Origin of the sequence: Erysipelothrix sp. HDW6A (assembly GCF_011400295.1) — a bacterium.
In the GTDB taxonomy this organism is placed as follows: Bacteria; Bacillota_I; Bacilli_A; order Erysipelotrichales; family Erysipelotrichaceae; genus Erysipelothrix.
Genome location: NZ_CP049859.1, coordinates 189,427 through 210,987, shown reverse-complemented (window position 1 = coordinate 210,987; position 21,561 = coordinate 189,427). Strand labels below are relative to the sequence as shown.

24 protein-coding genes are annotated in these 21,561 nt (G+C 36.0%); 18 read left to right on the top strand and 6 right to left on the bottom strand.

The annotated features are described in order from the left end of the window. Positions 1–18: 18 nt before the first annotated feature. Positions 19–1,272, bottom strand: a complete 1,254-nt coding sequence (locus tag G7059_RS01130; protein ID WP_166080250.1) for a replication-associated recombination protein A — start codon at positions 1,270–1,272, stop codon at positions 19–21. A gap of 60 nt (positions 1,273–1,332) precedes the next feature. Between G7059_RS01130 and dtd the strand changes: the two genes are divergently transcribed. The 6 genes from dtd (at position 1,333) to G7059_RS01100 (ending at position 5,085) form a co-directional block, all read left to right on the top strand. Continuing rightward, positions 1,333–1,788, top strand: a complete 456-nt coding sequence (dtd, locus tag G7059_RS01125) for a D-aminoacyl-tRNA deacylase (RefSeq protein WP_166080248.1) — start codon at positions 1,333–1,335, stop codon at positions 1,786–1,788. A 35-nt stretch (positions 1,789–1,823) separates the two neighbouring features. Beyond that, positions 1,824–2,681 (top strand): bifunctional 5,10-methylenetetrahydrofolate dehydrogenase/5,10-methenyltetrahydrofolate cyclohydrolase, encoded by an 858-nt coding sequence (locus G7059_RS01120; RefSeq protein ID WP_166080247.1) that lies wholly within the window; start codon positions 1,824–1,826, stop codon positions 2,679–2,681. Then, positions 2,668–2,868, top strand: coding sequence for a DUF951 domain-containing protein (locus G7059_RS01115; protein WP_166080246.1), 201 nt, complete (start codon positions 2,668–2,670; stop codon positions 2,866–2,868). The genes G7059_RS01120 and G7059_RS01115 overlap by 14 nt, the downstream gene beginning before the upstream one ends. 3 nt (positions 2,869–2,871) lie before the next feature. Further along, positions 2,872–3,975 carry a redox-regulated ATPase YchF gene (gene ychF, locus G7059_RS01110; protein WP_166080245.1) on the top strand — a complete coding sequence of 368 codons (1,104 nt, stop codon included), beginning with the start codon at positions 2,872–2,874 and terminating at the stop codon, positions 3,973–3,975. Between the two features lie 101 nt (positions 3,976–4,076). Next, complete coding sequence (locus G7059_RS01105; protein WP_166080244.1) at positions 4,077–4,400, top strand: cyclic-di-AMP receptor; 324 nt, start codon at positions 4,077–4,079, stop codon at positions 4,398–4,400. A 124-nt stretch (positions 4,401–4,524) separates the two neighbouring features. Next, positions 4,525–5,085, top strand: coding sequence for an ECF transporter S component (locus G7059_RS01100; protein ID WP_166080243.1), 561 nt, complete (start codon positions 4,525–4,527; stop codon positions 5,083–5,085). A 45-nt stretch (positions 5,086–5,130) separates the two neighbouring features. On the opposite strand, the gene G7059_RS01095 is transcribed toward G7059_RS01100, so the two are convergent. Then, on the bottom strand, positions 5,131–6,279 hold the full coding sequence (locus G7059_RS01095; protein ID WP_166080242.1) for a hydroxymethylglutaryl-CoA synthase: 1,149 nt from the start codon (positions 6,277–6,279) through the stop codon (positions 5,131–5,133). A gap of 121 nt (positions 6,280–6,400) precedes the next feature. On the opposite strand from G7059_RS01095, the gene G7059_RS01090 reads away from it, so the two are divergent. From G7059_RS01090 to rpoE, 6 genes are all read left to right on the top strand, one after another. After that, positions 6,401–7,579 carry an acetyl-CoA C-acetyltransferase gene (locus G7059_RS01090; RefSeq protein ID WP_240920512.1) on the top strand — a complete coding sequence of 393 codons (1,179 nt, stop codon included), beginning with the start codon at positions 6,401–6,403 and terminating at the stop codon, positions 7,577–7,579. Between the two features lie 142 nt (positions 7,580–7,721). After that, the gene (gene gltX, locus G7059_RS01085; RefSeq protein ID WP_166080240.1) at positions 7,722–9,161 is read left to right on the top strand and encodes a glutamate--tRNA ligase; all 1,440 of its coding nucleotides are present in this window, start codon (positions 7,722–7,724) and stop codon (positions 9,159–9,161) included. Then, positions 9,151–10,383, top strand: coding sequence for an HD domain-containing protein (locus G7059_RS01080; RefSeq protein WP_166080239.1), 1,233 nt, complete (start codon positions 9,151–9,153; stop codon positions 10,381–10,383). The genes gltX and G7059_RS01080 overlap by 11 nt, the downstream gene beginning before the upstream one ends. Further along, on the top strand, positions 10,380–11,603 hold the full coding sequence (locus G7059_RS01075; RefSeq protein WP_166080238.1) for an aminopeptidase P family protein: 1,224 nt from the start codon (positions 10,380–10,382) through the stop codon (positions 11,601–11,603). The genes G7059_RS01080 and G7059_RS01075 overlap by 4 nt, the downstream gene beginning before the upstream one ends. Positions 11,604–11,721: 118 nt before the next feature. Continuing rightward, a complete protein-coding gene (locus tag G7059_RS01070; protein ID WP_240920511.1) occupies positions 11,722–12,099 on the top strand; it encodes a DUF1934 family protein in 378 nt (125 codons plus the stop codon). A 4-nt stretch (positions 12,100–12,103) separates the two neighbouring features. Then, entirely contained in the window at positions 12,104–12,439 is a 336-nt protein-coding gene (gene rpoE, locus G7059_RS01065) for a DNA-directed RNA polymerase subunit delta (protein WP_166080237.1), read from the top strand. Between the two features lie 31 nt (positions 12,440–12,470). Here the strand turns inward: rpoE and G7059_RS01060 are convergent, their stop codons facing one another. Continuing rightward, positions 12,471–13,085, bottom strand: a complete 615-nt coding sequence (locus G7059_RS01060) for a pentapeptide repeat-containing protein (protein WP_166080236.1) — start codon at positions 13,083–13,085, stop codon at positions 12,471–12,473. Between the two features lie 134 nt (positions 13,086–13,219). On the opposite strand from G7059_RS01060, the gene G7059_RS01055 reads away from it, so the two are divergent. The 3 genes from G7059_RS01055 to fba all read left to right on the top strand — a co-directional run bounded on the left by G7059_RS01055 (position 13,220) and on the right by fba (position 16,332). Beyond that, positions 13,220–13,615, top strand: a complete 396-nt coding sequence (locus G7059_RS01055) for a helix-turn-helix domain-containing protein (RefSeq protein WP_166080235.1) — start codon at positions 13,220–13,222, stop codon at positions 13,613–13,615. Between the two features lie 205 nt (positions 13,616–13,820). Further along, on the top strand, positions 13,821–15,437 hold the full coding sequence (locus G7059_RS01050; RefSeq protein ID WP_166080234.1) for a CTP synthase: 1,617 nt from the start codon (positions 13,821–13,823) through the stop codon (positions 15,435–15,437). A gap of 28 nt (positions 15,438–15,465) precedes the next feature. Next, on the top strand, positions 15,466–16,332 hold the full coding sequence (fba, locus tag G7059_RS01045; protein ID WP_166080233.1) for a class II fructose-1,6-bisphosphate aldolase: 867 nt from the start codon (positions 15,466–15,468) through the stop codon (positions 16,330–16,332). 56 nt (positions 16,333–16,388) lie between these two features. Here the strand turns inward: fba and G7059_RS01040 are convergent, their stop codons facing one another. The 3 genes from G7059_RS01040 to G7059_RS01030 form a co-directional block, all read right to left on the bottom strand. Continuing rightward, positions 16,389–17,588, bottom strand: a complete 1,200-nt coding sequence (locus G7059_RS01040) for a DUF2812 domain-containing protein (RefSeq protein WP_166080232.1) — start codon at positions 17,586–17,588, stop codon at positions 16,389–16,391. An 80-nt stretch (positions 17,589–17,668) separates the two neighbouring features. Continuing rightward, positions 17,669–18,445 (bottom strand): hypothetical protein, encoded by a 777-nt coding sequence (locus G7059_RS01035; RefSeq protein ID WP_166080231.1) that lies wholly within the window; start codon positions 18,443–18,445, stop codon positions 17,669–17,671. Further along, a complete protein-coding gene (locus G7059_RS01030) occupies positions 18,445–18,759 on the bottom strand; it encodes a PadR family transcriptional regulator (protein WP_166080230.1) in 315 nt (104 codons plus the stop codon). The genes G7059_RS01035 and G7059_RS01030 overlap by 1 nt, the downstream gene beginning before the upstream one ends. A gap of 135 nt (positions 18,760–18,894) precedes the next feature. Here G7059_RS01030 and G7059_RS01025 point away from each other — a divergent pair, with 135 nt between their 5' ends. From G7059_RS01025 to G7059_RS01015, 3 genes are all read left to right on the top strand, one after another. After that, on the top strand, positions 18,895–19,221 hold the full coding sequence (locus G7059_RS01025; protein WP_166080229.1) for a cupin domain-containing protein: 327 nt from the start codon (positions 18,895–18,897) through the stop codon (positions 19,219–19,221). 154 nt (positions 19,222–19,375) lie between these two features. After that, entirely contained in the window at positions 19,376–20,134 is a 759-nt protein-coding gene (locus G7059_RS01020; protein WP_166080228.1) for a formate/nitrite transporter family protein, read from the top strand. Between the two features lie 86 nt (positions 20,135–20,220). Then, positions 20,221–21,486 (top strand): UDP-N-acetylglucosamine 1-carboxyvinyltransferase, encoded by a 1,266-nt coding sequence (locus G7059_RS01015; RefSeq protein ID WP_166080227.1) that lies wholly within the window; start codon positions 20,221–20,223, stop codon positions 21,484–21,486. The last annotated feature ends 75 nt before the right edge of the window (positions 21,487–21,561 follow it).

The following is a 21,561-nucleotide window of genomic DNA, read 5'->3' as shown; positions in this document are numbered from 1 at the left end:
AAAAATAGGACCTCAGTCCTATTTTTTTTGTGCTTTTAAAGCTCTTAAGTTATTGGAACGGCGATATTTCTTTAATGCTTCATCGTTACTTGCATATGTTTTTTCAGCAGAGTTCATATTTTGTGGAACATAATAGACATCGTTTCGAATCTCATCAGGCAAGTACTGAATTTTATGCCATAAGTCACTGCGACTGTAGTCATACATATCTTCATCATCTACCCCAACAGCATTAAGTCGTAAGTATTTTGGTACTTGGTGAGCTGTATTCTTAACAACTTGCAAAGCAGCATCAATGCCTGCTTCAGCACTTTTAGACTTTGGAGAGAGTGCACATTCAATCACAACCGCACTCAGCGGTATGCGTGCTTCTGGGAAGCCTATCTTACGAGCGCCTTCTATTGCACTGACAACACGAGCACATAGAGCTGGATTAGCAAGGCCAATGTCTTCATAAGCAATTGTAATCAGACGTCGTTCAATTGAATCAAAGTCACCGACTTGTACAAGTTTAGCAAGGTAGTATAATGCCGCATTCACATCACTTCCCCGAATCGATTTCTGGAAAGCACTTAATGCATCGTAGTAATTATCACCATCTTTATCCATTGTTATGTTCATAGATAAAGAAAGTCGGCTAAGATGGTTCATATTAAGTTGATTGTCTTGTGTTGATTTAGCGAGGATATCAAGGGCATTCAACGCATAACGAGCGTCTCCGTTAGCTGATAAGGCGAGAGAACGGATGACTTCATCCTCAACTGTCTTTGGCTTAATTGACTCGCTAGCACGGTGTAGAATGTCAATAAGGTCATCCTGAGTTAGCGGTAAGAACTCAAACAAATGAACTCGTGATCGAATTGCGGGATTAATTGAGAAGTAAGGGTTAGCAGTAGTTGCTCCTATCATTGTGATTAAACCACTTTCGATATGAGGTAGTAAGATATCTTGTTTATCTTTATTAAGACGGTGTACCTCATCAACGATTACGACAAGACCACGACTCATTTCAGCTTCAACAAAAAGTTGGTCAAGTTTTTTCTTATTATCAGTTACAGCATTAAATAGTCTATAAGGTCTTCCAAGAGCTTCAGCTATCGCGATAGCAGTCGTTGTTTTTCCAGTTCCAGGAGGACCGAAAAAAATCATTGAAGGAATGGTTTCATTAGCAATTAAGCTAGAAAGAACACTATCTTCTCCAAGAAGATGGTGTTGACCGACAATGTTCTTTAAATCATGAGGACGCACCTTGTGTGCTAGTGGTTTTTCCATAATATCACCTCTATTTATTGTACCATGAATCGTGTAGAATATATTACAGAGGTGAAGGAAATGCGTATCGTAATTCAGAAGGTATTAAATGCGAAAGTAGTTGTAGAAGAAAAGACAGTTGGTGCGATTAATAATGGTTATATGCTCCTTGTTGGTTTAGAAGAAGGAGACACACTAAAAGATTGTGAACGTGCAGCAAGTAAGATCGCTAATATTCGTTTGTTTGAGGATGAAGACGGTAAGATCAATCGTAGTATTCATGATGTTAATGGTGAGATACTTGCGATTTCACAGTTTACCCTAGCTGCAGACTCACGAAAAGGAAATAGGCCAAGCTTTAGTAAGGCCTTATCAGCTGATGTAGCACGAGACATGTTTTCATCGTTTGTAGGGATGATGCGTGATGAGGGACTTCATGTAGAGACGGGTGTGTTTCAAGCTCATATGAACGTTATATTAGACAATGATGGCCCTGTGACGATAATCCTTGATATCAAAGATGGTAAGGTAGTCTAAGCTGTGGTATTATTTTGAAAGGTGGAGGCGATAGTATGGGAACACTTTTAAATGGATTTGAATTAGCGAAGAAACGACGTACTGAACTTAAAGATAAAGTTGATGAGCAATTAAACAAAGGTAATAGAGCGCCTTCATTAACAGTTGTGTTGGTGGGCGACAATCCAGCATCACAGTCTTATGTAAAATCTAAGAAAAAACAAGCAGAGGAAGTAGGTTTTACATCAGAAATACTAATTCTTGATAAAGATGCTTCGGAACTAGAAGTGTTAGATACAGTTACACGTCTAAATAATGATAAAAACGTTGATGGAATCTTGGTACAGTTGCCACTTCCAAAACATATTAATGAAGATACTATTATTCTAGCAATCAGTCCTGAAAAGGATGTGGATGGTTTACATCCATTGAATGTGGGGCTTGTGACATTAAATAAAGGTGGGACAAAACCTTGTACGCCAAAAGGAATCATGACAATCCTTAATGAATATGATATTGAACTTGAAGGAAAGAATGCATTAGTCATTGGTAGAAGCCGTCTAGTTGGACAACCTATCGCTTCATTACTACTGCATAAAAACGCTACAGTAACAATTGCACACTCACGTACAAAGAATTTAGAGCAACTTATTGCAGAACATGATATTATTGTAGTTGCTGTTGGAATTCCAGACTTTGTGAAAGCTTCTTCAATTCTTCCACATCATGTATTAATTGATGTCGGGATTAATCGAGTTGATGGTAAAATTGTAGGAGATGCAGAACACGAAAGTTACGAAAAAGCAGCATATGCAACACCAGTTCCAAAAGGTGTTGGTCCTATGACTGTTGTATCCTTATTAGAGAATACCTTTGAAACGTACTTGAGGAGGATAGAACGTGAAGAAATTTGAGTATGATTTGGGTGACATCGTACAAATGAAAAAAGATCACCCATGTAAGAAGTCTAAGTATTTTAAGATTGTTCGTATGGGAGCAGATATTAAGATTAAATGTGAAGGCTGTGGTGCAGTAATTATGATGCCACGTCATGACTTTGAACGAAAACTTAAAAAGATTATTGAAAGAAATGAGGCATAAGAAATGGCATTAACAGCTGGAATCGTTGGCTTACCAAACGTTGGTAAATCAACATTATTTAACGCAATTACAAAATCGCAAGTAGAGGCAGCAAACTATCCTTTTGCGACAATTGAACCAAACGTGGGCGTAGTAAAGGTCAATGACCCAAGACTTGATGAGATTCGCTCAAAAATAGAATCTCAAAAGATTATCCCAACTACTTTTGAATTTACGGATATTGCAGGACTTGTAAAAGGAGCTTCTAAAGGTGAAGGTCTCGGTAACCAATTCCTAGCAAATATTAGAGAAGTGGATGCAATTGCGCACGTTGTGCGTTGTTTTGCGAATCCTGATATCGTGCATGAGCATGGTATTGTAGGGGATCCTATATCAGATATCGAAATTATTGAAATTGAATTGATGCTTGCGGATTTACAATCTGTCGAAAACCGTTTGAATCGTGTTGGTAGAAAAGCAAAATCAAATGATAAAGAAGCGCTTGGAGAACTTAATGTTTTAACGAAGTGTAAAGCTCTACTAGATAACAATAGACCTTTATCAGAGTTGAAACTAACAGATGAAGAGTACAAATTAATTCGTACATTCCACTTCTTAACAATCAAACCAGTTATCTACGTAGCAAACGTTGATGAAGACAGTCTTCTTGATGTTGAGAACAATGACATGTATCAAAAAGTTAAAGCGTATGCTGATGAACGCGGAAGCCGTGTTGTTACAGTATGTGCAAAAGTTGAAGAAGATTTATCAAGCTTAGAAGATGAAGAGCGTGATGCTTTCCTACAAGAGCTTGGCGTTGAAGAAAGTGGTTTGGATGTATTAGTTCGTAATGCTTATGATATTTTAAGCCTAAGAACATTCTTTACAGCAGGTCCTAAAGAAATTCATGCTTGGACATTTACAGAAGGAATGAAAGCACCACAATGTGCTGGAGTCATCCATACTGACTTTGAAAAAGGATTTATCCGTGCAGAAGTTTATAATGTTGATGATCTTATGGAATATGGATCAGAAAATGCAGTAAAGGATGCAGGTAAACTTCGTTCAGAAGGTAAAGAATACGTTATGAAAGATGGAGACATTGTCCACTTTAGATTTAACAATTAGTCATATTTTTCCTTAACAATTTACAATGTAAAATTGTAGTATTAATTACAAACACATCTCTACGGATGTGTTATAATGGGTATATATAAGGAGGCCTACTTATGAAACTTATATTAGCGATTGTATCAAATGATGACAGCTCATCCGTTTCATCAGCATTAAACAAAGAAAACTTCCAAGTGACACGTTTAGCTACAACAGGTGGATTTTTACGTGCAGGTAATACAACTCTTATTATTGGTTGTGAGGAAGAATTAGTTGAAAAATGCTTAGAAATCATTGGTCGTGAAGGTAAAAAACGTACAGAAGTTGTTCCTTCAACAGCATCCTATGATATCGGACGTTATGCGTCATTCCCAGTTGAAGTTCAAGTGGGTGGTGCTACAGTCTTTGTAATTGACGTTGAACAATTCCATAAACTGTAATAACAAAGAAGTAGAATCAATATCTATATTGAACTCATAGAAACCATTGCCAAAGATGACAATGGTTTTTCTTTCCTTTATACTATGAATGTATGAAAGGACTATAAAAAGAGGGTAAACGTTTATGAGACAAAACAAAACTAAAAATTTAACACTCAACGCATTCTTTATCGCATTAACGATTGTAATGCTCTTTACACCACTTGGAACCTTACGCTTACCTTTTGTGAGTGTGACGATTGCTCACATACCAATGTTAGTGGCTACATTAACTTTAGGACTTCGTTCAGGACTCGTTATTTCCTTAACGTTCGGGCTCGTGTCTCTATTCATAGCTTTAACAGCTCCGAATACGGTGCTCGATCCATTCTTCGTTAATCCATTAATATCGATATTACCTCGACTACTAATACCAATCACGACCTACTACGTCGCAAAATTTTTCGATAAAGACAGTAAAGTTCGTATTGTTGTTGCAAGTCTAGTTGGAAACTTAACGAATACATTTGGTGTATATTCAATGTTGTACTTAATTTATGCTCAAGATATATTGGAGAAGACAGGTGTTTCTGCACTTACCTATATTATTTCGGCAATGTCAGTGTCAACGGTCATTAAAAGTGTCATTGTGGTGTTGATTGTAACACCTACAGTCTATGCACTTCGAAAAGTAATTTCAGAATAAAAAAGAGCTGATTCCTAAATGTTTATCATTTAAGAATCAGCTCTTCTATTTGTTATAAATTCTTTCGTTGTGTTTTACCTCAGTGAGATAGAACACAGATGTTTCTTTCGATGTATCCAAAATTTGGTGACCGCCATCTTCAATAAGTTTCATATTAAACATGCGTTCATACTCTGGAATACTAATTTGTTTACGGTCATTCATCATCGCTTCGTGGCTTGTGACAAGAGCGTCTTTATAACCTTCGACAAGATTACCTGTAAAGAATTCTCCAACTGCTCCTGAACCATAACTGAAAAGACCCAGTTTACTTCCAGCTTCTAAGTTTCCTTTTTCTAATAAAGAAATTAGACTTAAATACAGTGAACCGGTATAAATGTTTCCTACACGTTTATTGTAGTAAGTACTGTCTTCAAAGTTTTTAAAGAGTAATGGATGTTGTTCTTCATTTGTAACACTCATGAGTGCTTTCTTACCCATTTTTGAGTAAGGAATATGGAAGTTAAGAGCCGCAAAGTCTTCAAGACTCGCATCATTAATTTCTAAATAACGTTTTAATGTTTCGTTAAAGAAGCGTTGATATTGTTCGTTTGAGTATTTTCCATCAACAAATGCTACATCACTGTATGAGGGTCTCCAGAAATCAAGAACATCATCTGTAAAGTAAACCTCATCATTATTAAGAGTCATAATCTTAGGGTCTTTTGATACTAAGATTGCGACAGCTCCTGCTCCTTGAGTTGGTTCGCCACCAGTATTTAATCCATAACGAGAAATATCACTTGCAATAACAAGTGCTTTACTGTCAGGGTGTAAGGCAATATGACCTTTAGCAAGTTGGATTCCTGCTGTTGCCGAATAACATGCTTGTTTCATTTCAATGGATCGTGCATAAGGATTAATGTCTAACATAGTGTGTACAGACGTTGCGATTGATTTAGAGAAATCAGTGCCACTCTCAGTAGCAACAATAACTAAATCGATATTTTTTTTGTCGTTTTCATCTAAAATAATAGCTGCTGCATTGGCCGCCATACTTGTGGTATCTTGTGTGATTGGAGGTATTGCCATTCTCTCCAGACCTAAACCAATGATATACTTGTTTGGTTCAGTATACCGTGCCTTTGCCAGTTCACTCATTTCAATATAATATTGTGGTGAGTAAAACCCAATTTTATCAATTCCGATATTCATATGAATCTCCTTATATTGGTACCAACATTATAAGGCTTCTCATGTGAAATGGAAAGTAATACAAATTGTTTTGTTTTTCTGAGCAAGTAAAGGTATAATATATGAGCTAAACATTGAAGGAGTGATCAATTTGCGTGAAGTAGTTATCGTGGGAGCAGCACGAACAGCCATCGGAAAGTATGGCGGGAGTTTTCTCCACACATCAGCAGTAACTTTAGGGGCTACTGTAATTCGTGAAGCATTAACACGTGCTCGCATTAAAGCTGAAGATGTTGATTACGTTATTATGGGTAATGTATTGCAAGCGGGATTGGGACAAAATGCCGCACGCCAAGCTTCTGTAGAAGCAGGTATTGGATACGAGACCCCAGCAATGACAATTAATGAAATGTGCGGATCAGGTATGAAATCAATTCACCTTGGAATGCAATCCATTCAGCTGGGTGAAAGTGATATCTGTGTAGTTGGTGGGTTTGAGAACTTATCTCAAGCACCTCATTTAATAAAGAATGCACGCTTTGGTGTCAAATCAGGAAACGTTGAAACTTTGGATTCAATGACTCATGATGGATTTATGGACGCCTTTACCAATGAACTAATGGGAGTTACTGCTGATCGAGTAGCAGAACAATTCAACATTAGTCGTGAAGATCAAGATGCTTTCGCACTTGAATCTCAACGACGTGCTTCAAAGGCTCAACAAGAAGGAATATTCGATGATGAAATTGTTGGAGTCGATGCAGGAAAACTTGGAATTGTAGATAAAGATGAATTTATTCGCCATAATTCTAGTATGGAAGCACTGCAAAAACTTAAACCAAGTTTCACAAAAAATGGAACAGTTACTGCAGGAAATGCTTCTGGAGTTAATGACGGAGCAGCAGCGCTTGTGATTATGTCACGTGAAAAGGCTGAAGAAATGAACCTAGAAATCTTAGGTACTATTACTGGCTTTGCTGAGATTGGTATGGATCCAGGAATCATGGGTTATGCACCCTATCTTGCTGTAAGTAAACTTGTTGATAAGACTGGTATTGATATTCAATCCGTTGATCGCTTTGAGTTAAATGAAGCATTTGCTTCGCAATCTCTTGCAGTTATTCGTGATTTGAAGATTAATCCAGAAATCGTAAATGTTAATGGTGGAGCTATTTCAATTGGGCATCCAATTGGAGCATCAGGAGCTCGTATTATGGTTACACTATTATATGAGATGAAACATTCTGATTCAAAACGCGGTATTGCTTCCTTATGTATAGGTGGCGGTATGGGCGTTGCGATGTTGGTAGATAGAAAATAAATGAGACAGGCAAGCATTGTGTGAAAAAGCACAATGCTTTTTTTATCCACTATTATTGCATGAAAATGAACTTGTATATTCTATGTATTAATATGTTTTGTGATATAATATGTTAGATGTTTGTATAAGAGAGGTATTAAACATGAAAAGAGTAAGAGTTAGATATGCACCAAGTCCTACAGGCTTCTTACATATTGGTAATGCTCGAACAGCATTGTTCGATTATTTAATTGCGAAACATTATGGAGGAGACTTCGTATTACGTATCGAAGATACAGATATTGAGCGTAATGTTGAGGGTGGTGAAGAATCACAAACTTACTTCCTACATTGGTTAGGAATTACACCTGATGAATCTCCTGCAAATCCAAATCCTAAATATGCTCCATACCGTCAAATGGAACGTTTGGATATCTATACAGAATATGCTAATAAACTGATTGAAGAAGGTCATGCATATCGTTGCTACTGTACTTCTGAAGAACTTGAAGAAGACTACCAACGTCAAAAAGCTGCAGGCTATGCTTCAACTCGTTATAATGAGAAATGCTATCACTTAGATGAAGCAATAAAGAAACAATACCAAGAAGAAGGTCGTCCGTTTTCAGTACGTCTACACGTGCCTGAAGGAAAGACTTATACATTTGATGATATGGTTCGTGGAGAAATCACATTTGAATCTAAAGATATCGGAGATTGGGTAATTGTTAAGTCGAATGGAATTCCAACGTATAACTTTGCGGTTGTTATTGACGATCATTTAATGGAAATTAGCCATGTTTTCCGAGGTGAGGAACATATTTCTAATACACCAAAACAAATGATGTTATTTGAAATGTTTGGCTGGGAAATTCCACGCTTTGGTCATATGACATTAATTGTTAATGAAACAGGTAAGAAATTATCCAAACGAGATAATTCAATCATGCAATATATCAGTCAGTATAAAGACCAAGGTTACTTGCCAGAAGCGATGTTTAACTTTATGGCATTACTTGGTTGGTCACCAAAAGGTGAAAAAGAACTCTTCACACATGATGAACTTATTGCTGAGTTTAGTGAAGAACGTTTATCAAAAGCACCATCAATGTTTGATGTTACGAAGTTAACGTGGATGAACCACCAATACCTAAAAGCACTTGATGATGCGAAATGGTTAGAATTCATTAAAGAATTTGTTGATGGAAAATTTGGTCTTAATGATCGTGAAGAAGCATGGGTAGATACACTCTTACTTCTTTATAAAGAACAATGTCAATATGGAATGGAAATCAATGAACTTATCTCACAATTCTTTGTGGATCCAGTTCTTGGCGACAATGAGAAAGATGTTCTTTCTTGGGAAACAACACAAGCGGTTGCATCATCATTCCTAAAACATTTACCACAAGATTGGACAGTTGAAAATCTTAAGGAAGCATTTAATACAGTTAAAACTGAAACTGGATTAAAAGGAAAACCATTATTCATGGGGCTTCGTGTAAGTGCAACTCACCAATCCCATGGACCAGACTTGATGAGTACTCTATACTTATCAGGACATGATGTAGTCAAAAAGCGTTTAGAGGATTATGTACTCTAAATTTAAACAATGTAATGAAACTAAAGTTATGCGTGATCCAGTTCACGGCTATATCCATGTAAACTACCAAATCATTTGGGATCTGATTAACGCACCAGAATTCCAAAGATTGCGTCGTATCCATCAATTAGGTGGAACCTATATGGTGTATCATACAGCTGAACATTCACGATTCTCGCATTCTTTAGGTGTGTATGAAATCGCACGAAAAATGATAGATACGATTAATGGGCTTAGCGAAATACTTGATGAGTATGAAAAAGTAGCTTTATTATGCGCTGCTTTACTTCATGATCTCGGTCATGGGCCGTTTTCTCATACGTTTGAACAGGTTACGGATATTAATCATGAACTGTTCACTGAGAGAATTATCTGTGAGGATTCAGAAATCAATCGTATTCTAAAATCATATGGCGAGAGTTTACCACGTACAATCAGTGATATTATTGCTCACAGACATCCACGTCATTTACTCACACAAATTATCTCCAGCCAACTGGATGCGGATCGTATGGATTATCTCTTACGAGATTCCTATTTTACTGGAGTTAGTTATGGAGAGTTTGATTTAGGTCGTATCTTAAGAACCTTAATTGTTAAAGATGATCGACTTGTTGTGAAAGAAAGTGGTATCCATGCTGTTGAAGATTACATCATGGCACGATATCAAATGTATTGGCAAGTATACCTTCATCCAACGTCTCGAAGCTTCGAATCAATTCTACAATCAATCTTTAAGAGAATGCGAGATTTGATTCATGAAGAAAGCGATGCAGTTGATGTGGTTAGTTACTTTAAACCGTTTGTTAGTGAAGGGGAAGTATCACTGCGTGATTTTCTCATGTTAGATGAATCAACATGCCTTCATGGGTTCGTGCTTCTAACAGAGAGCGAAGATGCGATATTAAAAGACCTTGCGTTACGTCTTTTAAATAGAGTTCTTTTCAAATATGAAGATTTGAAGAGCTCACGACAACTTGATGAAATTAAATTAGCGTTAGAAAATAATGGATACAATCCCGACTATTATTTAGTCGAAGATTTTATGACACAATCTCTCTATCAAGCCCCTTATCAAAAAGGTGGCGAAGATGGAATCTATGTACTGATTGACAATGAACTGGTAGAATTGTCAGAAGCGTCGCAGTTAGTATCGGGATTTGTCAAAGGGGAGGATAAAGAAGACCGTAAGGTGTTTTATCCAAAGGAGATTAATGTATGAAAAAAGAAGTATATGAAACAATTCGTAATAATGTAATGAATGTGTTGCCTAAAAATAGTGTGACATTCTTGTTTAGCGGAGCTTTAGTTCGTAAATCATCGGATACAACATACCCATTCTTTGCAAACCGTAATTTCTATTACGTAACAGGTATTGAAGAAGAGGAAGCTGTTGTAGTATTTGATACAACAAATGATAAAGTAACTCTATTCTTACGTGAAATTGATCCTAACATGGAAAAATGGGTGGGTCACTACATGACAAATGTTGAAGCTGAAGTGATTTCAGGAATAGAAGATGTTCGCTATTTTGGTGAATTCGATGCATTTGTGAATGAAGTGATGGCTCGTGATGTAGTGATTGGTGTAGATTTGGACCATAATACAGAATCAGAGCTTATTCATGGTTCAGGAATTGCCTTTGCAGATTTTGTTGGGGAAGACAAAATTGTGGATGTGTTTGAAATCTTAGTAAGACAACGTATGGTAAAATTGCCAGAAGAAGTTGAAGAAATTAAACATGCAATTGATGTAACTAATCGTGCAATCTTAGCATCACTTGAAGAAATGAAACCAGGAAATAACGAAAACGATGTTGCTGCTCGTTTCCAATATGAAGGAATGCGTGAAAATGGTGATTTAATGTTTGATACTATCTTAGCTGGTGGTGCAAACGCAACAGTTCTTCACTACATTTCAAACAACAACATCTTAAATGATGGTGAATTATTACTATTTGACTTAGGTATTCGTGTTAATGGATATGGTGCCGATATTTCTCGTACATTCCCAATTAACGGTAAGTTTACTGAACGACAAAAAGAAGTGTATCAAGTAGTCCTTGATACATTCCATGCAGTTAACGAAGCAATTCGTCCAGGAATCTCCATCGCAACTCTAAATGAATTAGCGAAAGAACATTTAGCAGAAGGTTGTATTCGCCTTGGATTGATTGAAGATCCAAGTGAAGTAAGCCGTTATTACTACCACGGAATTGGTCACTCATTAGGTCTTGATACTCATGATGTTTGGACTAATCGCGATGAGCCACTTGTAAAAGGGAACGTTATTACAAACGAACCAGGTCTTTACATTGCTGAAGAAGGCATCGGTGTTCGTATTGAAACAGATGTTCTTGTAACAGAAGAAAGCAACGAAGACTTAGGACCTCAAATTATTCGTGAAGTTGAAGATGTAGAAGCATACCTCGCTACATTGTGATAAAAGTATGAAAGTACATGTATTTACATGTACTTTTCTTTTTTTTTATTAAAATGTCTTGACATTATTCTGTTTTTGCATATAATGCAGTGGTAAAAGTAAGGGAGATATATTTAATTTGATAATTACTATAACTCAAAAGAACAGTGATGATACAACAACATTGACAGACTCTCACGGCAGCATCCTCAATGTTGATCCTAGTTATTTACGAATATTGTATACAGAACCCGAAGGTGCCTCTGTTGTACTTGATGTTTATGAAGATGAAGTATCGATGAAGCGACACGATACATGGCTAACCCAGTCAGTATTTCATAAATCTGAAAGAACTGAGTTAATTGTTTCCAATGAACATGGTATTGTTAAATTTGATGTAGACGTAGTTTCAATGAGGCGTGAAGAGAACTTGCTTTACATAAAGTACCATTTAAGCCAAAATAATCAACACGTTGATGAACTTGAGTTTGAATGTATATGGGAGCCGGAGGAATAGTACTATGGTATCAAAATCATTGAGTGACTTAGCTTATGACAAGTTAAAGAAAAAGAAAAAAGAAGTAGTATTTCAAAAACTTTGGAGTGAAGTAGCTGATGAAGTTAATCTTTCAGAAGAAATTGCACGACGCAAAGTAGCATCTTTCTATAATGCATTAATGATGGATTCCCGATTTATTTCGTTAGAGAATAATAAATGGGATCTACGTGAACGTCACACATTAGACAGTTTACAAATTGACCCTGATTTACTTGAGGGCTATGACGATTATTCAGAAGAAGATGAACAAGAAGATAACGAGGAATACGGATTAGATATTCCAAATGATGATGAATAATATTATAATGCCTTGCTGATGCAAGGCTTTTTTATTCTACTTTTAGACCCAGCGTAGCAAGAATTAAGGGAGACTGATCGTATCGAATCTTTAATCCTTTAATGAGTCGTGGTGTAAATCGAATTGAATCAAAGTCACAGCTTGTAAAATCAAGCTTATTTAAGTCTGTTTCAGAGAAATCAATGGAATCCATTATTATAGATTTGAAGCTAAGATTTTTATGATGAATGCTTTGAAAGGACGAATTCTTGAGATTGCTATCAGAGAATTCAACATCTGTTAACGAAGCGATAGAGAAGCTACTAGAGTCTAAGAGACAGTTTGAGTATGCACAGTCGCTAATTTGAGCTTTATAGAATGATGAACCCATGAACTTACAATTGTTGAAATTTACACGGTAAAAACGCGAATCATCGAATTCTAAGTTAGAAAAATCACAGTGTTCAAAGATACAGTCAGAAAAAGTACTGTTTCTCAAGTCAAGTAAATCAAAACTACATCTTTTGAACGAACATTCATTAAAACGATGGGAGTCAGTATCGCTAATAAACTTACATTGACGATATTCTGTACCTTCAATAAGACTGGAAGTAAAGACTTGTTTGTCCTCTAGTGTATCGATTAATAGTAACATTGGTTTCTTCATAAAAATCTCCTTTCTACTGTTATCTCACAGCTTATACTATAATGCAAGAGAATGATAAAGCGTGAATGTAAAGATGTTTTGACAGACAAAAGAAAGTTAAACAGTTATTATGTGTAAGTCTGGAGAGTGATTGAATGAAATTTAACGAGAGAATAAAAAACAGAAGGAAAGAACTTGGAATAACACAAGAAGATTTCGCAAAACAACTGTATGTCTCGCGACAAACATTATCAAGTTGGGAAAATGGTAGAACTCTTCCAGATATAGATAGCCTTGTTCTTTTAAGTGAAGCACTTGAAGTAAATATCGATGTTCTTATTAAGGGAGATGGAGGTCTAAAAGATAATATTGTGATTCGGAGCAATATAGAGAAGAAAATTGAAGAAATCCTTGAATACGTAGCATATGCTCTACTATTTGGTGCAATAGTCTTATTTAAATCAAATGTGTATGCTTATATATTGGCAATGTTATTGATTTTTTTCAGTGAGGATATAGCAAGAAAGATATGTGAATACTTTATTAAATAAGTATAAATAATTTGTAATATATAAGTTAAAATGCACAAACAATAGAGGGACTATTTTGTATTATAGAAGGATAATGTGAACTTTTTATGTTTAGACTATTTTTGGTTGAAGTCAAAGTTCAAGTTTGCTAGAATAAGAAAGGGCAGTAAGCTTCCAGCGATGGAAGCTTTATTTTTTTGGTCAAAGTAGAGAAGGAGATTAACCAATGGCAACAAAATATATATTCGTCACAGGCGGCGTTGTTTCTGGTATCGGTAAGGGAATTATCGCTGCATCAACAGGCCGTTTACTTAAAAACCGTGGATTAAAAGTCTTTATGCAGAAGTTTGATCCATATATCAACGTCGATCCTGGGACTATGTCACCATATCAACATGGTGAAGTTTTCGTAACAAAAGATGGGGCAGAAACAGATTTAGACTTAGGTCACTATGAGCGATTCATAGACGTCGAATTGTCTAAAAATGCTAACATCACGACTGGTCGTGTCTACCAAAGTGTTATTAATAAAGAGCGTCGTGGTGATTATAATGGAGCAACAGTTCAAGTTATCCCACATATTACGGATGAGATTAAGAACAAGATTTATGCTGCGGCAAATGAATCTGGAGCGGATGTAGTTATTACTGAAATTGGAGGAACGGTTGGAGATATCGAATCGTTACCATTTTTAGAGGCTGTGCGTCAGGTTCATGCAGAAAATCCTACAGAAGATGTTGTATTTATCCACACTACTTTAATACCAAAAGTACCTGCAAGTAATGAATATAAAACAAAACCGACACAACATAGCTTTAAAGAGCTTATGTCACATGGAATCAAAGCAAATATCATTGTTACACGTTGTGATGAACCCCTCACAAGTGACATGAAGAAAAAGATTGCACTATTCTGTGATGTTCGTGAGAATGCAATTATTGAATCAAGAAACGTAGAAAATCTCTATGAGCTACCATTATCATTCCAAAGACAACATTTGGATGATTATGTGCTTCATAAACTTGGCATTGATTTACCTGCGGCAGATATGACAGAGTGGGAAGATATGATTGCTCGTGCATCACATCTTGAAGATACTGTTGAGATTGCTTTAGTAGGAAAATATGTTGAGTTACATGATGCTTATTTATCAGTAGCAGAATCCCTTCAACATGCTGGTTATGAATTAAGCAGCAAGATAAATATTGCTTGGATTGATTCAACAACGATTACTGAAGAGAACATGTGCCAAAAATTAAGCAAATACGACGGAATATTAGTTCCAGGTGGATTTGGTGAACGTGGAGTTGAAGGTAAAATCAACGCTGCACGATTTGCACGTGAAAATAATGTACCATACTTTGGAATTTGCCTAGGTATGCAAATTGCTATGATTGAGTATGGAAGAAACGTATTGGGATATAAAGATGCACATACTACAGAAATCAATGCAAATAGTAGTGCACCAATCATTGATCTAATGGAAGATCAAATTCATAACACGAACTTAGGTGGAACTCTACGTTTAGGTGATTATCCATGTCAACTTGTTGATAATTCAAAATCAAAAGAGCTTTACAAGGATGATGTGATCTTTGAACGTCATCGTCATCGTTATGAATTCAACAATAAATACCGCGATGAATTTGAGAAAAGCGGAGTATTATTCAGTGGTTTAAGTCCAGATGGACAACTTGTTGAAATTGTGGAATTACCAGAGCATGACTACTTTGTAGCATGTCAATTCCACCCAGAATTTAAGTCAAGACCAAACCGTTCACATCCACTATTTTTTGGTTTTGTGAATGCGTCTTTGCAAAATCAGAAAAAAAGGGTAAAATAGAAGTAGTCATTTAGGAGGATATAAAATTATGGCATTAGTATCAGCAAAAGGTATTTTAGAAAACGCTCGTGATGGACATTATGCAGTTCCTGCAATTAACATCAATAACTTAGAGTGGACAAAGGCTGTTCTTTCAACAGCTCAAGAAATGAACTCACCAATTCTTGTTGCAGTATCAGAAGGTGCAGTTAAATATATGACAGGTTTCCATACTGTTACTGAAATGGTTAAAGCTATGATTGAAGACTTGAACATTACTGTTCCAGTTGCATTACACTTAGACCACGGTAGCTTCGAAGGAGCAAAAGCTGCTTTAGCTGCAGGATTTACATCAGTAATGTATGATGGATCACACTTACCAATCGACCAAAACTTAGCAGAAACACGCGAAATCGTTGCATTAGCTCATTCAATGGGTGCATCAGTTGAAGCAGAAGTTGGATCAATCGGTGGAGAAGAAGACGGAATCATCGGTTCTGGTGAATTAGCAGACCCAGCAGAATGTAAAATCATGGCTGACACAGGAATTGACTTCCTTGCGGCAGGTATTGGTAACATTCACGGAAAATACCCAGAAAACTGGGCAGGTCTAAGCTTTGAAACATTAGATGCAATTAAAAAAGCAACAGGTAACATTCCATTAGTATTACATGGTGGTTCAGGTATCCCTGTAGAACAAGTTAAAAAAGCTATCGACTTAGGTGTTTCAAAAATTAACGTAAACACTGAATTACAATTATCAAACGCAGCAGCAATCCGCGAATTCATTACTTCAGGTAAAGACTTAGAAGGTAAAAACTACGACCCACGTAAACTTTACGCTCCAGGTTACGAAGCAATGAAAGCTACAGTAAAAGGCAAAATCGAAGACTTCGGTTCAGCAAACAAAGCTTAATTAATTTATTAATAAAGTTCAAAAGCTCGGTCACACAGGTGATCGAGCTTTTTTAATTAGTCATTATGAAGTAGTTGAAGTGCTTCGATGAACTCTTTAGGTAAGCTAGGGTACGAAGAAACGATGATATTGCCTTCGTGATAGATATGACAGTCATTTCTATCAAATGAATTCTCATAGTTACAAGGTTGGGGATTGCTCGCCCAGGAAGCTAAAACATTGGAACCATAGTCAATAAGAGGTCTGAAGATTGAAGAGTGAACACGATAATAAGTGATACTCTTATCATTGTAGTAAAAAATGATTTGGTCAAGAATGAATGAAGAACTCTTGTCGACGAGCTGAACCTCTTGTGATTCAAACTGTGTCGTATCAAGTTCTAATCCTAGAGTAGAAATAGGAACAGTCTTCTCGTTAATATTTTGACTTCCCGGGTCATCAGTTGTAATTGCCATTGCAAATAGGAAGAGGCACATAAACGATAGAACTGTAAATAGCGTTATCTTAGAACTTTGAACAGTATCCATTTTATTTAAGAAACGGTAAGCGAGTATCAAGAAGGCAATGATACCAAAAATCACAAGAAGATTTGAAGGTTTAACTAAATTAACTGAATCAATCTCGAATAAAGTACCAATTAGTAGAATCCAAGTAACAATAGAAGTGACACTAATCCAATCAGTGTTGGGCGACTTGAATTTACTCTTTCTGTAAATATCATAACCTTTTCGATATTTCATTATACGATAGAAGTAAAAGATATCAGATAATAATTTAATTAATATTACGGTAATAATAAATGGGAAAAAGGGATTTAGAAGTACAGAAATAATTGATGTTCTAAGACTGTATAAGAGAAACATCGTATAAATTAAGTCAATAAATGGATTGCTGATAAAATTTCGGGAATATAGTTTTCTTAGCTCTAAGGACGTTTGTGGATCTGTTAATGATTCAGAAGTAGAGCTGTCACTCATGTAGATATCGAAGTATTGGTAGCTAAATACTTTTTCAATACTAAACTCCTGGTAGAGTTCAATTTTTTTTTGTACAAGACTGTCATCATTAAAAAGATGCTTACGTGTTTCGTACTCTACGTAATAGTGGCGATTTAGTTCAGGCATGTATTCAAACTTAATATAGAAGAGTGTACATTTCACTGGATGCCATCCTTGAGATGCCATTCTATTAAGATAATCTTCAAAAGGAACTTGTTCTATCGGTTTGAGAGATAAGATTTTATAGTGTGTCTTCATAATAATCCTCCTAGAATTGCTAAATTACTAGTAAACTTTAGTAAGGCTATAAAGATAATGAGTAACAAAAGTATGCTGTGTTAAATTATCAGAGTTGAACGAACAATTATGATTGCTAGGGCTAGAACCAATAAGAAGAATAGTCCTTTTAGCCGACTTTCTACATTCGACTTATTAATAAAATAGAACAGAATGTTATAGAAAATAGCCATTATTATGTAAATAAGAGAAAGCTTAAGTAAACTTGTTTCTTTGGTTCCGGTGAAGAGCGCAAAGAAGAGAAGGGTTTGATACACGAGAGTTCGAAGAACGGTCTCCAAATCAGTGTGGAGTGAATTCCATTTAATTTTCGAAAACACGGATATTCTAGGTTTGATGTAGAGTGTTAGTACTTTAATCAATGTGAATGCTAAAGAAACTGACGCAAGAATAAACAACTCTAAACCAAATCGTTGTGTTCTTAGATTCGTTAAGGTCAAGCCCTTTATGAAAACTAGGTATACGTACCACAATAGAAGTCCAAGAGCATTGGTGGTTTGTATTTTTCGTTGTTCATTGAAGAGTTCATTTTCAAGATGTGGATCAGTATAAAGTTTTGCACTAAGCAGCTTCTGGTAATCAAACTCTTCGTAGAGTTCACTTTGATCGAGAGTTAGATCGTCGTCATCAAAGATTAGATTTCGATGGTCATAGACTGCGAAGTATTTCAATTTAATTTGAGGCATGTAGTCAAATTTCAGATAAAAGTATGATGCACCTGAAAGATGCCATCCTTTTTCTGCCATATTATTCACCAAAAATTCTAGATTCTGACGATCAGTAGGGTCAAGACGAATAAACTTATACCTCGTTTTCATCATAAGCCTCCTTTTACGGTATTAGCGTTATCTAGCACACGTTGCAATCTTTCAAGTTCAGCTTCAAATGTTTTTATACCAACGCCGGTAATCCTGTAGGTTCTCTTTCGTCCCTCTACAGCAATTTCTTGGATTAGACTGTTTTCTTCGAAACGTCCGAGTATGGTATAAAGTGTACCGGGTCCAAGATTAACAGCACCTTCAGTAATGTCAGAAATAAATTCTACGATTTCTTTTCCAAAACTAGGCTGATTGTATAAGGCCATCAAAACATAGAACATCGGTTCTGTTAAGGGTAACAGTGAATCACTCATTCAATCGCCTCCAATATCGAGCATTGATATCATCTATTGATATTGTATCATATTTCTATGTATTGGCAAGATATTTTATCTTGAAATAGTTATGACGCTAGGTTAAACTTGATTAATATAAGAGGAGAAATATCAATGCTAAAAAATATAAAGACACGGGTGATAATAGAACTTGTAAATGAAGTTGTTTATCAAGAAGGACAAGTTGTAAGTAAGACACTTTCGCAAAATGATGCAATGTCTCTCACTCTGTTTGCATTTGATAAAGGTGAAGGTCTTTCAAAGCATACAGCTCTAGGAGATGCGATGGTAACGATTCTAGATGGATCCGCCAAAATAACAATAGGTAATGATGAGTTCTTTCCAAAAGCGGGCGAGACATTAGTTATGCCTGCAAACATTCCTCACTCACTTGATGCAATAGAACCTTTTAAAATGCAACTGTTAGTTGTATTTAAGTAATTACATAAACTAAATATTTCACAAAGAGAAGCATATTTCTTCTCTTTTTTTATGCATTATGAAAAATGACGGAATGAATAGTACATGGTGGACATAAAAATATTGATTCTCAAGTCTATAAGCATTAAGATAATAATTGGACTTGGAGGAGAGTATGCATTCTTTAGACGAAACATTATTGATAACTGCCGAACTTGGCGAGAAAAAAGTTAAGAAAACATTATTAGCGAAATGGATTTTAGGTTTTATTGGAGGAGCAATGATTGCGATTGGTTATATGGCTTTCGTAATTCTTTCTTCAAACATTCCAGGCGGAATGGGACAATTATTAGGAGCGAGTGTGTTTCCTATCGGATTGATAGTAATCTTATTTGCAGGTGGTGAACTCATCACAGGGAATATGATGGTAGTAGCAACATCATTCTTTAGTGGTAAAGTAACACTTAAAGAATTAGCGAATAACTGGTTAGTTATTACATTAGCTAATATAGTTGGAGCAATGTTTGTATCCTATGTATTTGGGATCTATTTAGGAATCTTAACACCTCATCAGGAGACTCTTGTTAAATTGGCACAGGGGAAAGTACATTACGATCCATTAAGAACGCTTGTATCAGGCATTGGCTGTAACTGGTTTGTTGGTTTAGCATGTTGGTTATCCTATGCAGGAAAAGATGGCTTCGGTAAATTCATAGGAGTATGGTTTCCAATCATGGTTTTTGTACTACTTGGATTTCAACACAGTGTTGCAAATACATTCTTGTTATCAGCAGGAAACTATTTTGGAGCAGTAAGTATTTCAGAGTTTGCACTGAATTTTATTTTCTCATATATAGGTAATATTATAGGAGGGGCAGTATTTGTAGGTTTATTCTACAAACTGTGTCAATCTCCAAAGCCTCATAATCAATAGATTGTGAGGCTTTTTTGAAACAATGTTAATAAGTATGATTACGAGACAAAATAAGATATAATAGTGTTGCAAAAGGAGTTGTATCAATGAAAGAAGTCATAAAAATCGAAGGTGGACATCGTTTAAATGGTAAAGTAACCATTGGTGGTGCTAAAAATGCTACTGTTGCACTCATTCCTGCAGCGATACTTGCAGATCAAAGTGTTGTAGATATTTTTGGTGTACCCGATATCTCAGATGTTGAATCACTAGTCGAATTATTAGAAGCATTAAACGTTAAAGTAACTAAAAATGGCGAAGATCACTTTGTGTTCGATACCACAAACATGGAAAACAGAGATTTAGATATTGATGCGGTTACGCGTCTTCGTGCATCCTATTATTTTATGGGTGCTTTATTAGGTAAATACGGATATGTAAAAATGGTTATGCCTGGTGGTTGTTATTTAGGACCACGTCCCTTTGATTTACACTTAAAAGGTTTTGAAGCATTGGGTGCAACATATGTGTATGACCAGGGGTATTACACAATTAAAGCAGATAAACTGGTTGGGGCTAAAATCTTCTTAGACTTTGCTTCCGTAGGAGCAACAATTAATATTATGTTGGCAGCTGTATTGGCAGAAGGAAGAACTGTTATTGAGAATGCTGCGAAAGAACCAGAAATTATTGATGTTGCGAACTTCCTAACAAAGATGGGTGCAAACATTCGTGGAGCAGGTACAAACGTTATTACAATTGAAGGTGTTGAACGTCTCGAGGGAAAACCTCATGATATCATTCCTGACCGTATTGAGGCAGGGACATATATTATAATGGCAGCTGCTATGGCCGATGATGTTACGATTGAAAATATTATTCCCCATCACTTAGAATCACTAACTTCAAAACTCATTGAGATGGGTGTTAATATGGAAATTGGTATTGATTCAATTCGAGTGTTACGTTCGGATGATTTAAAATCTGTCGATATAACAACGCAAGTCTATCCAGGCTTTGCTACTGATTTACAACAACCAATGACTACACTTCTTACAAAAGCAGAAGGATTCTCTAGTGTAAGAGAAACAATTTATACTGAACGATTCAAACACTGTATTGAATTACAACGTATGGGAGCTAAAATTAATGTTGCTACTGCTCAAGCAGTAATTCAAGGTAATGGTCCACTCTTTGGTAATAAAGTTGTTGCAACTGATTTACGTTGTGGTGCTGCATTGGTAGTTGCAGGTTTAATGGCTGATGGAGAAACAGAAATTCAAGATGTTTATCACATCGACCGCGGATACGATGATATTGACAATAAGCTCATAGCTTTAGGTGCTAAGATTCGTAGAGAATTTGTTGAATAGAAATACGACACAAGGATAAATCCTTGTGTTTTTTCTTGATGAGACAAAATTTATAGATAAGTATATGATACAATT

Bases quoted from the DNA above. Each gene is read 5' to 3' on its own strand.
- G7059_RS01050 (WP_166080234.1), top strand. From the start codon at position 13,821: ATGGCAACAAAATATATATTCGTCACAGGCGGCGTTGTTTCTGGTATC.
- G7059_RS01060 (WP_166080236.1), bottom strand. From the start codon at position 13,085: ATGAAGAAACCAATGTTACTATTAATCGATACACTAGAGGACAAACAA.
- G7059_RS01095 (WP_166080242.1), bottom strand. From the start codon at position 6,279: ATGAATATCGGAATTGATAAAATTGGGTTTTACTCACCACAATATTAT.
- G7059_RS01055 (WP_166080235.1), top strand. From the start codon at position 13,220: ATGAAATTTAACGAGAGAATAAAAAACAGAAGGAAAGAACTTGGAATA.
- G7059_RS01105 (WP_166080244.1), top strand. From the start codon at position 4,077: ATGAAACTTATATTAGCGATTGTATCAAATGATGACAGCTCATCCGTT.
- G7059_RS01080 (WP_166080239.1), top strand. From the start codon at position 9,151: ATGTACTCTAAATTTAAACAATGTAATGAAACTAAAGTTATGCGTGAT.
- G7059_RS01030 (WP_166080230.1), bottom strand. From the start codon at position 18,759: ATGAGTGATTCACTGTTACCCTTAACAGAACCGATGTTCTATGTTTTG.
- G7059_RS01130 (WP_166080250.1), bottom strand. From the start codon at position 1,272: ATGGAAAAACCACTAGCACACAAGGTGCGTCCTCATGATTTAAAGAAC.
- G7059_RS01075 (WP_166080238.1), top strand. From the start codon at position 10,380: ATGAAAAAAGAAGTATATGAAACAATTCGTAATAATGTAATGAATGTG.
- G7059_RS01120 (WP_166080247.1), top strand. From the start codon at position 1,824: ATGGGAACACTTTTAAATGGATTTGAATTAGCGAAGAAACGACGTACT.
- dtd (WP_166080248.1), top strand. From the start codon at position 1,333: ATGCGTATCGTAATTCAGAAGGTATTAAATGCGAAAGTAGTTGTAGAA.
- G7059_RS01035 (WP_166080231.1), bottom strand. From the start codon at position 18,445: ATGAAAACGAGGTATAAGTTTATTCGTCTTGACCCTACTGATCGTCAG.
- G7059_RS01025 (WP_166080229.1), top strand. From the start codon at position 18,895: ATGCTAAAAAATATAAAGACACGGGTGATAATAGAACTTGTAAATGAA.
- ychF (WP_166080245.1), top strand. From the start codon at position 2,872: ATGGCATTAACAGCTGGAATCGTTGGCTTACCAAACGTTGGTAAATCA.
- G7059_RS01040 (WP_166080232.1), bottom strand. From the start codon at position 17,588: ATGAAGACACACTATAAAATCTTATCTCTCAAACCGATAGAACAAGTT.
- G7059_RS01020 (WP_166080228.1), top strand. From the start codon at position 19,376: ATGCATTCTTTAGACGAAACATTATTGATAACTGCCGAACTTGGCGAG.
- gltX (WP_166080240.1), top strand. From the start codon at position 7,722: ATGAAAAGAGTAAGAGTTAGATATGCACCAAGTCCTACAGGCTTCTTA.
- fba (WP_166080233.1), top strand. From the start codon at position 15,466: ATGGCATTAGTATCAGCAAAAGGTATTTTAGAAAACGCTCGTGATGGA.
- rpoE (WP_166080237.1), top strand. From the start codon at position 12,104: ATGGTATCAAAATCATTGAGTGACTTAGCTTATGACAAGTTAAAGAAA.
- G7059_RS01100 (WP_166080243.1), top strand. From the start codon at position 4,525: ATGAGACAAAACAAAACTAAAAATTTAACACTCAACGCATTCTTTATC.
- G7059_RS01015 (WP_166080227.1), top strand. From the start codon at position 20,221: ATGAAAGAAGTCATAAAAATCGAAGGTGGACATCGTTTAAATGGTAAA.